The organism is Mycobacterium attenuatum, from assembly GCF_900566085.1.
Lineage (GTDB): Bacteria > Actinomycetota > Actinomycetes > Mycobacteriales > Mycobacteriaceae > Mycobacterium > Mycobacterium attenuatum.
Window position 1 is genome coordinate 1 of record NZ_UPHT01000143.1, and the last position, 12,441, is coordinate 12,441.

Genomic DNA, 12,441 nt, shown 5'->3' on the forward strand with positions numbered 1-12,441 from the left:
GGCGCGCCGGCGACACTCGGCGGCGACGGCGGGGCGGGCGGCGCCGGCGGCGCCGGCGGATTGATCGGCATCGGCGGCGAAGGCGGCCGCGGTGGCGCCACCATTGTCCCCGGCACCACCGGCGGCTTGGGCGGCGCCGGTGGCGCCGGCGGAATCCTGCTCGGCTCCGGCGGGGGCGGCGGTGCCGGCGGGGAAGGGTTAGTGGCTGGCACTTCCGGTGGTACCGGGGGGACCGGCGGTCACGGCGGATTCTTCACTGGCATCGGGGGCACCGGCGGCGTCGGTGGCTTCGGTCCCGTCGGTGGTGCCGGTGGGGCCGGCGGTGGCGGCGGCACGCTGTCGGGCTCGGGTGGCGCCGGTGGCGGCGGCGGAAACGGCGGAGGCACCGCCGCAGGTGCAGGTGGTGTCGGCGGCGACGCCGGCTTGCTATTCGGCGACGGCGGCGCGGGCGGCGCGGGAGGAGGCGCCAGCGGTGCTCCCGGCGGGGCCGGCGCCACCGGTGGACGCGCCGCGTTGCTCATAGGTTTCGGCGGAAACGGTGGCAACGGCGGGCCTGGGGCACCCGCGGGCGCCGGCGGCCAAGGCGGCGACGGTGGGCAACTGCTGGGTGTGCCCGGCAAGCCGGGCACACCGTAGCCGGCCTTGGTGCGAGCAGCCGCAAAAGCCCCCGCACGCTCGGCGTGTCGGTGGCTTTTGCGGCTGCTCGCGCCAGCTAAAGAGCCTGCAATATTTCGCGGGCGAGGGCCGCGGTTTCCGACGGGGTTTTGCCGACCTTGACGCCGGCCGCCTCGAGCGCCTCTTTCTTGGCGGCCGCGGTGCCCGACGAGCCGGACACGATGGCGCCGGCGTGGCCCATGGTCTTGCCTTCCGGCGCGGTGAAGCCCGCGACGTAACCCACGACCGGCTTGGACACGTTGGCCTTAATGAAATCGGCCGCACGCTCCTCGGCATCGCCACCGATCTCGCCGATCATCACGATCAACTTGGTGTCGGGATCCTTTTCGAAGGCCTCGATCGCATCGATATGCGTGGTGCCGATCACCGGATCGCCACCGATCCCGATCGCAGTGGAGAAGCCGAGGTCACGCAGCTCGAACATCATCTGGTAGGTCAAGGTGCCCGACTTGGACACCAGACCTATCGGTCCGGGTCCGGTGATGTTGGCCGGGGTGATGCCCACCAGCGCCTGGCCGGGAGTAATGATGCCCGGACAGTTCGGGCCGATGATGCGGGTCTTGCCGCCCTTCTGCAGGTTGTAGGCCCAGGCGTAGGCGGTGTCCTGCACCGGTACGCCCTCGGTGATGACCACCAGTAGCGGGATTTCGGCATCGATCGCCTCGATGACCGCGTCCTTGGCGAACTTGGGCGGCACAAAGATGATCGAGACATCGGCGCCGGTCTTTTCCATCGCCTCCGCGACACTGGCGAACACCGGCAGTTTGATCAACCGGCCGCCCTTGTCCTCATGGGTGACGGTGGTGCCCGCCTTGCGCGCGTTCACCCCGCCCACGATGTGGGTGCCCGCCTTGAGCATCCGGGCGGTGTGGACGGTGGCCTCAGAGCCGGTGATGCCCTGGACGATGACCTTGTTCTCTTTGGTCAGGAAGATAGCCATTGTCGTGCGGTCCTTTCAGGCGCTCGCCAGCTCGGCGGCCTTGTCGGCGGCCTCGTCCATCGTCGACACCAGCGTCACCAGGGGGTGGTTGGCCTCGGCCAGAATCCGCCGGCCTTCGTCGACGTTGTTGCCGTCCAAGCGCACCACCAGCGGCTTGTTGGCCTCACCGCCCAGGATTTCCAGCGCCTTGACGATCCCGGTGGCCACCGCGTCGCACGACGTGATGCCGCCGAACACGTTGACGAACACGCTCTTGACGTCCTCGTCGCCCAAGACCACGTCCAATCCCGCTGCCATGACCTCGGCCGACGCACCGCCACCGATGTCGAGGAAGTTGGCCGGCTTGACGCCGCCATGCTTCTCACCGGCATAGGCGACGACGTCGAGGGTCGACATCACCAGCCCGGCGCCATTGCCGATGATGCCGACCTGTCCGTCGAGCTTGACGTAGTTGAGGTCGTGTTCCTTGGCCTTGAGCTCCAACGGATCGGTGGCCGCGCGGTCCTCGAACTCCGCGTGATCGGGATGGCGGAAGTCGGCGTTGGCGTCGAGGGTGATCTTGGCGTCCAGCGCCAGGATCTGGCCGTCGGGTGTACGGACCAACGGGTTGACCTCCACCAGGGTCGCGTCCTCGGCCACGAAAAGCTCCCAGAGCTTGGAAATGGTGACCGCGGCGGCGTCGAGCACCTCGGCCGGCAGGTGACCCTGCTCAGCGATGGAACGCGCAAACGCCGAGTCGACGCCGTTGACGGCGTCCACCGGCACCTTGGCCAGGCGGTCGGGCTTGGTGGCGGCCACTTCTTCGATGTCCATGCCGCCCTCGACGGAGCACATGGCGAGGTAGGTGCGGTTGGCGCGGTCCAGCAGGAAGGAGATGTAGTACTCCTCGGCGATATCGCTGGCCTCGGCGACCAGCAGCTTTTTGACGATGTGGCCCTTGATGTCCAGGCCGAGGATGTTCTGGGCATGCTCGTACGCGTCGTCTGGTGTCGCGGCGTACTTGACGCCGCCAGCCTTGCCGCGCCCACCGATCTTGACCTGCGCCTTGACCATCACCGGGCGACCGATCTCGGTGGCGATCGCCTTGGCTTCTGCAGCGTTGTCGGTCACCCTGCCGGGCGTACTGGGTACGTTGTGCTTGGCGAACAATTCCTTGGCTTGATACTCGAAAAGGTCCATGGGCTCACTGTCTTCGCTGGGCTAACTGCTGGGCCTATAGGCGGCGAAGCCGGATCCGGCACACCGCACGGTTGGAACTGTAGCGAGAGGCCAAACGACCCCCACGAGCGCATCCCACTGGTGTGGCGCGCGTCACCATATGCCACCCTGGGCTCAAACGTGATCCGGATCACATTTTCCAATGGGTTATTGTTCTGAGGTTGCCAGCCCCATTGATGAGCGGATACCGTCTCAGGGTCCAGATAACGTTATGGTCACGATACGAGGACATTTCAGCATTGTCCCAGCACAGATTCGCCCGCTCTGCCGCTGCAGGCGGGCTTTATGCATCCCGCGATCGCCGGCCTCAGCACCGTAACGAAATCACCGAAATCATCCCGTTGGACGGATTCGACGGGCTCGACCAGCCGGAACTGGCCGACCTCGACGAGCTGGATTTCGGCGATCCCGATTTCGGCACTGACGTGCAGTTGCTGCACGCACCCGAGCTCGACGACCTGCATGAGACCGACGACCTCACCCCGGCGTGGCTGGCCGGCCCCACTGAGGTTTTGACCGGTCTGAGCGTCGACTGCGCCAGCCAAGCACCGCCCCAGCGTCCGCACGCCCCGAACATCACCCCGGTCCCGCGCCGAGGCGGGCAGCATCGCAAACAACCCACCAGCGCGGCCAAGGGACGCCTGCTGATCTCGGCCATGGCCGCAGGTGCCGCCGCGGCCGCTGCGCACACGGCAACCCATCAATCCCAAAGCACCACGGCCGACACCGTGTTGAGCGCCAACGCGTCGGCGCTTACTGGAGGGTCGGGCGGCGCTCCCCGGGGGGTCCAGGTTATTGCCGCGCAGCCGGCGGCAAGTGCGGCAGTGCACAACGCGGAACTGGCCCATGGTGTGGCGTTTGCGCAGGAACGCGCGCAGCGTGAGGCACGACTGCAGCAGCCGCTGTACGTCTTGCCGGCCAAAGGCATATTCACCTCGAATTTCGGGTATCGCTGGGGTGTGCTGCACGCGGGAATCGATTTGGCCAACTCCATCGGGACGCCCATTTACGCGGTGTCTGACGGTGTCGTGATCGACGCCGGCCCTACCGCCGGCTACGGCATGTGGGTCAAGCTGCGCCACGCTGACGGCACCGTCACCCTCTACGGGCACGTCAACACCACGCTGGTGAGCGTCGGTCAGCGCGTGATGGCGGGCGACCAGATCGCCACCATGGGCAACCGGGGCTTTTCCACCGGCCCGCACCTCCATTTCGAAGTGCTCCTGGGCGGCACCGAGCGGATCGACCCCGTGCCGTGGCTGGCCAAGCGCGGAATCTATGTAGGCAACTACGCCGGCTGACCGGTGACCGCAGCGAGCCGTCCCCCCGCGCCTGAGAACCCGTCCGAGCCCACTGGATCTCTCGAAGAACCGCGCACCCGCATCATCCGTCGGGCCCCTACCGGTCCGCTGCCTGCGATAGCCGATGCTGCGGCCACCGAGATCTCGCACCACCCAACAGCATTGGAGCCGACCGGACGGGCGGACCAGTTACCGCCCCTGCCAGCCACTATCAGCCACGAACCGAGCCCCTGGACGGCCGTCGCGGCCGCTGCGGTAAGCATCGTCAGCGGCTGGGCCACCTCGGTGGTGGCCACCGACTTGATTGCCGGATGGTGGCGGACCGATCAGCTGTTCTGCATCGCGGTGGGATTCTTGGCTCTGGTGTTCGCCGCGGCGACCGTCACCGGCGTGATCATGCTGTTGCTGCGTCGGTCGCTGGGGCGCTATCTGATCGCCGCGGGCGCGGTGGTCGCGGTGTTGACGTACGGCGGCGTGTTCATCGCTGGTGCGCGCGTCGGGTGGATAGTGCACACCCTACCGTTGCTGCCGATCGCCAGCGCGGTGTTGGCCCTGCATCCAGCGACCAAACGCTGGCTCGTGGAGTAGCTGAAGCGGCGCCTTCGCCGGGCATGTTTCCACCGCTTGAATCCAAGCGATGTTTTCGCGCCGAGTTCACGCTCGACCACGCCCCTAGAGTTTGGTGACCGGGGCGTGGTTGTGCATCAGCTTCACCCGCCCCGAACTGCCGAAGTCGATCAGCGACATCGCCGACTCACCGACACCGGAGACTTCCTCGACCCGGCCCAAACCGTACTTGTCGTGCGTCACCCGATCGCCGGGCTGTAGCACCAGCAAGGGGCGCTTGCTCGCGCTTCCGGAGCGGGCGGGCGCCGCGCGCGGGGTACCGAACCGGCCGGCCCCGCTCACCGGCGCGCTGAACGAGGGCTTCGGCGCGGTGCGGCGCCAATCGATGAGCTGCTGCGGAATCTCGCGCAGGAAGCGGGATTCCGGGTTGAGCATCGGCTGTCCCCAAGAAGAGCGGACGACGGCCCGGCTGACGTACAGCCGTTGCCGGGCACGTGTGATGCCGACGTATGCCAGCCGCCGCTCCTCGGAGAGTTCGGTCGGGTCGTCGAGCGCCCGCATGTGCGGGAACATTCCGTCTTCCCAGCCGGTCACGAACACCACCGGGAACTCCAGCCCCTTGGCGGTATGCAACGTCATCAGAGTGACGACACCGGCACCGTGCTCGGGGATCTCGTCGGTGTCGGCGATCAGCGACACCCTTTCCAGAAACGCCGCCAGCACGCCGGTGTCCGGCACGTCTTCGTCGTCCGGTGCCAGCGCTGCGGCATCGCTGGCTTGCAGCGCTTGGTCGGCGCTGAATTCGTGTGCGACGCTGACGAGTTCGTTGAGGTTGTCCAGCCGTGCCAGCTCCTGGGGGTCGGTGGAGGCTTCCAGCTCCCGACGGTATCCGGTGCGCTCCAATACCGCCTCGACCAGCTCACCAAGGTCGTCATCGAGACGGCCCCGCAGGCCGTCGAGCAACTCCACGAAGCCGGCGATCGCCTTCTCGGCGCGGGTGTTGAGCATCGGCACTTTGCCCTCGGCGGCGGCTTGTAGCGCGTCGGCGAAGCTGGCGCCGGTGTTCTCGGCGTAAACCGCCACGCACGCCTCGGCCCGGTCGCCGATGCCGCGCCGCGGCGTATTGAGAATGCGTCGCATGCTGACCGCGTCGCCGGGATTGTCCAGCACCCGCAGGTAGGCGATGATGTCGCGAATCTCCTTGCGCTCGTAAAAGCGCACGCCCCCAACGACTTTGTAGGGAATTCCGGCGCGGACGAACACCTCTTCCAAAGACCGCGACGAGTTGTTGGTGCGGTAGAAGACAGCGACGTCGTTGTAGGTGATCTCGCCGCGGTCGGCCAGCGCGTCGATCTCCTCGGCGACAAACCTGGCCTCGTCGTGTTCGTTGTCGGCGACATAGCCGACGATCAACTCCCCTTCCCCGGCGTCGGTCCACAATCGCTTCTCCCGGCGCCCGGCGTTGCGGGCGATTACGGAGTTGGCCGCCGACAAGATGTTCTGTGTTGAGCGGTAATTCTGTTCCAGCAGAATGGTTGTCGCGTCGGGGTAGTCGCGCTCGAAGTCTTCGATGTTGCGGATGGTCGCACCGCGGAATGCGTAGATGGACTGATCGGCGTCGCCCACGACGCACAACTCCGCCGGCGGCACCTCATTATCGGGATTATCGGGATTATCGGGATTATCGGGATTAGCGCCGTTGCCATGGCCGACCAGTTCCCGCACCAAGACGTACTGCGCGTGATTGGTGTCCTGGTACTCGTCGACCAGGACGTGCCGGAACCGTCGCCGGTAGTACTGGGCGATGTCAGGGAAGGTCTGCAACACCGCGACGGTCTCGCCGATGAGGTCGTCGAAGTCGAGCGCATTGGCCGCTCGCAGCCGCCGCTGGTATTCCGCGTAGACGGATGCGACGGTCCGCGCCAAGTCGTCTGAGTCATCGGAAAGACCGGACAGCGCCTCCTGCGGGTCGATCAGCTCGTTCTTCAGGTTGGAAATCGCATTGGCCAGCAATCGCGGCGAGTAACGCTTGATGTCCAGTCCCATGTCGCGGCCGATCATCTGCAGCAGCCGCCGCGAGTCGTCGGCGTCGTAGATGGAGAAGTTGGAATTAAGGCCTTTGATCAGCGACGCCTGGTTGCGCAGGATGCGCACGCAGGTCGAGTGAAAGGTGGACACCCACATGTACCGGGCCCGGCCGCCGACCAGGCGCACCACGCGTTCCCGCATCTCGGCGGCGGCCTTGTTGGTGAAGGTGATGGCCAGGATCTGACCGACCGCCACCCCACGCGCGGCGATCAGGTAAGCGATCCGGCGGGTCAATACCGCCGTCTTACCCGAACCCGCGCCCGCGACGATCAGCAGCGGCGAGCCCTCATGCAGCACCGCCTGGCGCTGTTGCGGGTTGAGACCGTCGAGCAGGTGATCTGTCTCGGACTTCGCATCGGTTGCGTGCACACTCATGTCGGTCCAAACTTACCGCCGCCCACCGACAGACGCCGGGAGCAGGCGACCCCCGCGTCGCAACGCAGCGACGCGACCCAGTCATGAGCCTTCAACAGGCGATCCAGGCGCGAGGGCTGCGCCTTATCGATAAGCCAGGCCAATGTCGCCGATCAGTCAGATGTCACCGATACCGAGTCGGAGATGCTTGAACACCGCGGTCCCGTCGTCCCTCCCGCCCTGCAGGTCGCTTGTATTCTTTACAAGTCGCATGTATCGTTCTTGGTGGAGCTGATGCCGTTAACTACCGCTCACCAGGGCAATCTCGTCAATGATGATGGAATTTGTGCAAATGCAGCGTCTTATGCCCGATATCAGGAGAATATTGACCGATAGCGACTTGAACATCATCGATCTCGGTTAATCGATGCGAAGGCAAAGAAATAGTGTCACGTGTACTGCGGCCAATGCAGTACGAGCCATTTCGGAGATTGTAGTGTAGCCGATCTATCAACGATCGAAGCCGAGGCGCTGGCGGCATTATCGGCAAACTTAGGGCCAAAGATCAATGCCTCGACGTCGTAACGAACTCTGCGAACTCGACCACGTTGCGGCTATAGCCAATTGGGCTCATTTGGCAAATTAAGGGCCTGAGATCCAGAAGAGAAGAGGTTCCGTACTACATGTCCAAACTACCCCATATTCCGAAGCTTGATGCTCACCGCATAGCCATCGTTGCGGAATCCGAGCGGGCGACCGGCTCGGCTCGAGCTACGAGGCCGCGGCGACGCAAACGTGCCGCTGCGGCGGCGCTGGGAGCGCTGGCTCTTACCAGCGGAGTCACCGGCGCCCTTGATATCGTCAGCCGTCCGACTGCCAGCGCCAATGGCTCCAACCTCGGCGTCGGCCGCCTCTCCATCACGTTAACCAGCCACGGCGGGTTCAAACTCGATACTTGCTCAAGCGATTCGCACCAAAGTTCTACCAGCGATGAAGGCGACAACCGCGGCGCCACCAACAATGACGCTAACTACACGGAGACCGTTTTCTCCGGCGGCCGTACCTTGACGATCGAGTATGAATCCGAAGAAGACTACTACTACACACATTTCCTACCGGTCGAGTCCAGTAACAACAACGCCAACAATCAGACCGGCGAGACCGTCTCGAGGCCGAACATCCCCGGGATTAATTCGCCGAACGAATCCCTTAGCGTTTGGGCTGGCGACGACGGCGCAAATCCGTTCATATTAGAATACGGATTGAACGAAAATGAGGATGCCGGCGTGGAACTTTCTCGGTTAAACCCAATGACAGCGGAAGAAAAGCGGGAACAACAAACACGTGTCTTTGACATCATCCAGGAAGCATTAGAGCGATATGATTATTAATTTCTGGTCTTGGTTCAGGAAGTTTTGGCCAGGACCCGGATACGATTGTGCCGAGGTTGTGCAAAACCTGTGGCTCTGGCCCCGGCATTTCGGGTGGGGTGATTTCAGTGAGGCATTCGATGAAGATGCTCGCGGTGCACTGGACCACAACGCCGTTATATGAGCGCGAGACATGCGACGTGATGGGGACACGGCAGTCAGTCACTGGATAGGCATCGGCATGACAGCAGCAGAGCCCACGCATATCGACCCAAGCTTACGGAAACCCATCGCAATCTACTAAAGTTAGACATGAAAAGCAGCAAACTTGCAACCTCATCATTGTAGTATCGGCGAGATGCCGCTGATAAGTGATGAATATAGAAAGCTGTACTCGGGATTTTGCACTGTCGAGAAGGCAGAGAAGTGTTTTCTAGCTTATTGAATCCTACGCACTCTGACCCAGTCAATAATAGTTCAATAATAGTAGCCCGATCTTATTCGGCTCTACAATGGCCGGACATCTGGCTTGGTCAACCGGATAAAAACTTATCAAGACTGTGCTCGAACATGCAAACCTTTGATAGCGAGCAGCATTATCGCACAAGTTAGCGTCAAATAAATAGCATCTCGACGCTCATAACAATCGGTTGCGGCATCGACTTGCTACAGCAACGGACGCAGTTGAGCTCATTTGCAAGTTCAGGAAGTTCGAAATCTAGGGAAGGTTTCCGCACCGCATGTCCATGCCGACCCATATCCCGCCACTTGAGGCGCAACGCAGCGCGACCGTTGCGGCAAACGACTGGGTCCGGTCCGTGCGGCTGTGTCGGCGCAAACGTGCCGCCGCGGCTCTGGGCGCGCTGGCAGTCGCTAGCGGAGTCACCGGCGCCATCGATATTCTCGGCAACTCAACTGCCGGCGCCAACAATTCAAATCTCAGCGTCGGTCGACTCACCATCGCTTTAGCCAACCACGACGGGTTCAAACTCGACACCTGCACAGGCAATTCGCCTGATAGCTCCGCCAACGGCAAAGATAACACCGGCGGCTCCAATGACAATGACACTAACTACACCGACACCGTTGCCGTCGACGACCGTACCATTACGATCAGCTATGAAGACGAAAACGACTATATCGATGTCACAACTTCCCTGTCCAACAACAACGCCAACAATCAAAATATCGGGACCCGATCGGACGAGACCATCCGTGGGATCAATGTCCCGAACGAGACACTCAGCGCTTGGACTGACGAAGACCACGAAAATCCGTTCCTGCTGAAATATAGATTGAACGAACGCGAAGACGATGACGTGGGGCTGCCTAGATTAAACGAAATGATAACCGAGACTGTCTTGAGCGAGGCCATCCCTGGGATCAATGCACCGAACGAAACCATCGACTCTTGGATTGGCGAAAACGGCGGAAATCCGTTCATACTAGAATACAGATTGAACCAGGATGACGGTGTCGGGAGGCTGCTTTTTAGGGTAGATGAAATGACAGAGGAAGAACAGCAGGAGGAACAAGCAGCACGCGAGATAGAAATCATCCAAGAAAACATCTGGCGATTTAGTAACTAGTTCCTGGTCTCCGATGAAGAAATCGTGGTCAATAGTGGATACGATTGTCCCACTGCTGTTCAGAATCTTTGGTCTATTCAGGCTTCAGCATTTTTTTGGGGCACGTCGGTCTGCAGCTTCCCTTGTTGTTAACGGATGACATTGCTGTCGACCTGCCGGCTCGGGCGGCGTCCAGCTCGATGAGCGCCCTATGACGAGGCGTTGACCTGGTTGCGCTAGATCCGCTGCCGCCGCGCTCGCCTCAAGGGCGCCATGCTGACCGCGCATACCGCACGTGACGCTGTCGGCGACCGACCTGGCCGAACCATCCGCTATGCCTGACCGAAGAAACTCACACTGGCGAATTCCGTTGTCTAAAGCCTGTCTAAACCACCAGAGCCTGCATTGCCCGCCTATGCAGCCAACCCGGGCCGGGTCCGAGCAAACCACACCAAGCTGCCCGACGCGGCCTGGACCAACCAACCGCCGAAGCACACATCGACCCAAACCGAGCAGTCTGACGCGTCTTAATCGGTTTGACAGGTTCGGGTGCTAGAAGCCAGAACGGACGCTCGGAACGGCGAGCGCACTGACGCATGGGTTCGTCGACCGGGTCGGCACCGGTTTCCGAGGTTTTGCGCAGGCGCGGCCCTTGGTGGCACACTCGGTTGGTGCTCAACAGGCAGCGCCGATTTTTCTACGGGTACCGGCCAGCGGTGCCCGTGGTCTAGCTGCTTCGCAGAGCCCCGTGGTCCGCTTCGGCGATTCGGGGCTCGTCTCTTGTGTGAGGCCCGATACCGGATGAGACCAGAATCCCCACATCACGAGAACGCGGAGTCAGCGGAGATGAACACCGATACCCAACAGCTGCCAAGCATCGAAGATCTGCGCGAAGAGATCGACCGGTTAGACCGCGAAATTCTGGCCGCGGTCAAACGGCGCGCCGAGGTTTCCCAGGCGATCGGCAAGGTCCGGATGGCCTCCGGCGGCACCCGACTGGTCCACAACCGCGAGATGCAGGTCATCGAGCGCTACAGCGAACTCGGGCCTGACGGCAAAAACCTGGCAATGTTGCTTTTGCGGCTAGGCCGGGGTCGTCTCGGTCACTAATGGATCACGTTTCCGCTGCTTATCGCGTATACGCTGATTTCTGCGGTACATTCCGCCGAAATGGTTACAGCAAAGTCGGCTGGGGCTCTGCGACTGCGCCGTGCGTTGGTCGTTTCGGCGGCGGCATTGCTTGCCATGCTGGCAACGCTGGCCGCCAGTTCGGCCACCTCGTCGGCGTGGTCGCGACGCGGGCTGCCGATCGAGTATCTGATGGTGCCGTCACCGTCGATGCACCGCCAGATCAAGGTGGAATTTCAGGGCGGCGGCCCCCACGCGGTGTACTTGCTCGACGGCATGCTCGCCCGGGACGACTACAACGGCTGGGACATACACCTGCCGGTATTCGAGTGGTTCGACCAATCCGGGCTCTCACTGGTCATGCCCACCGGCGGCGAGGCCAGTTTCTACTCCAACTGGTACCAACCGGCGGCCGGCAACGGCGGGATATGGACCTACAAGTGGGAAACCTTTCTGACCCAGGAACTGCCGCTGTGGCTGGCAACCAACAAGACGGTCAGCGCCTCCGGGAACGCGGTGGTGGGCGCATCGATGTCCGGATCGGCGGCGCTGATCCTGGCGGCCAAGCATCCGGAGAACTTCGTCTACGCGGCGTCGATGTCGGGCTTTCTCAACCTGTCGGCCGGGCAATGGCCGTCGCTGGTCAGCGCAGCGCAGCTGGGGGCCGGCGGCTTTCACTCGGAGGCTATGTGGGGCCCGCCCACCGACCCGGCCTGGGCGGCCAACGACCCGACGGTCAACGCGGCCAATCTCGTGGCCAACAACACCCGCATCTGGGTGTATACCGGTAACGGCGGCCAGTCGGATATGGAAACCGAAACCAAGCTGGATGCCAGCCTGCTGGAATCGGCCACCCGGCTCAGCAACAAGGTTTTTCAGGCCAGGTACAAGGCCAAGGGCGGGCACAATGGTGTGTTCAATTTTCCGGAGAACGGCACCCACACCTGGTCTTACTGGGGCGCGCAATTACAGGCCATGCTTCCCGATCTCCAGCAGGTGTTGGGCGCCGGTTAGTGCTTGCGGCGGCGCGAACCAGTGCCCGGGCCGGCGCCACACGCCGATTCGACGTCCCGAGACGGCTCCCGCTACCCCACGGCCGGAGCACTAGCCTCGATTTTGCATCGAATTGATGCTGAGGGCGCTCAGTCGTTGAATTGTGTTGCTGGGTAGGTATTTTCGCGTGCTGGCATGGAGGGGTGTCCCGTGTCGCGGGGTGGGGCGGGCTTTCCTTG

The 12,441-nt window shown here is 62.7% G+C and carries 9 protein-coding genes and 1 pseudogene; 7 read left to right on the forward strand and 3 right to left on the reverse strand.

Annotation, left to right across the window (positions count from 1 at the left end):
- Positions 1-636, forward strand: a pseudogene (locus EET13_RS22865) (PE family protein); the annotation flags it as partial.
- 76 nt (positions 637-712) lie between these two features.
- Here the strand turns inward: EET13_RS22865 and sucD are convergent.
- Positions 713-1,615, reverse strand: coding sequence for a succinate--CoA ligase subunit alpha (gene sucD / locus EET13_RS22870; RefSeq protein ID WP_122444408.1), 903 nt, complete (start codon positions 1,613-1,615; stop codon positions 713-715).
- 15 nt (positions 1,616-1,630) lie between these two features.
- Positions 1,631-2,794, reverse strand: a complete 1,164-nt coding sequence (gene sucC, locus EET13_RS22875; RefSeq protein WP_122444409.1) for an ADP-forming succinate--CoA ligase subunit beta — start codon at positions 2,792-2,794, stop codon at positions 1,631-1,633.
- A gap of 278 nt (positions 2,795-3,072) precedes the next feature.
- Here sucC and EET13_RS22880 point away from each other — a divergent pair, with 278 nt between their 5' ends.
- Both EET13_RS22880 and EET13_RS22885 read left to right on the forward strand, forming a co-directional pair.
- Complete coding sequence (locus EET13_RS22880; protein WP_244604063.1) at positions 3,073-4,134, forward strand: M23 family metallopeptidase; 1,062 nt, start codon at positions 3,073-3,075, stop codon at positions 4,132-4,134.
- A 3-nt stretch (positions 4,135-4,137) separates the two neighbouring features.
- Entirely contained in the window at positions 4,138-4,722 is a 585-nt protein-coding gene (locus EET13_RS22885) for a hypothetical protein (protein ID WP_211189121.1), read from the forward strand.
- Between the two features lie 84 nt (positions 4,723-4,806).
- Here EET13_RS22885 and pcrA read toward each other — a convergent pair whose 3' ends face one another.
- A complete protein-coding gene (gene pcrA / locus EET13_RS22890; protein WP_122444412.1) occupies positions 4,807-7,164 on the reverse strand; it encodes a DNA helicase PcrA in 2,358 nt (785 codons plus the stop codon).
- 662 nt (positions 7,165-7,826) lie between these two features.
- On the opposite strand from pcrA, the gene EET13_RS22895 reads away from it, so the two are divergent.
- The 4 genes from EET13_RS22895 (at position 7,827) to EET13_RS22910 (ending at position 12,223) form a co-directional block, all read left to right on the forward strand.
- The gene (locus EET13_RS22895; protein ID WP_122444413.1) at positions 7,827-8,534 is read left to right on the forward strand and encodes a hypothetical protein; all 708 of its coding nucleotides are present in this window, start codon (positions 7,827-7,829) and stop codon (positions 8,532-8,534) included.
- Between the two features lie 719 nt (positions 8,535-9,253).
- Positions 9,254-10,102, forward strand: a complete 849-nt coding sequence (locus EET13_RS22900) for a hypothetical protein (protein ID WP_122444414.1) — start codon at positions 9,254-9,256, stop codon at positions 10,100-10,102.
- Between the two features lie 780 nt (positions 10,103-10,882).
- Positions 10,883-11,191, forward strand: coding sequence for a chorismate mutase (locus tag EET13_RS22905; protein WP_122444415.1), 309 nt, complete (start codon positions 10,883-10,885; stop codon positions 11,189-11,191).
- A 60-nt stretch (positions 11,192-11,251) separates the two neighbouring features.
- Complete coding sequence (locus EET13_RS22910) at positions 11,252-12,223, forward strand: esterase family protein (protein WP_122444416.1); 972 nt, start codon at positions 11,252-11,254, stop codon at positions 12,221-12,223.
- The last annotated feature ends 218 nt before the right edge of the window (positions 12,224-12,441 follow it).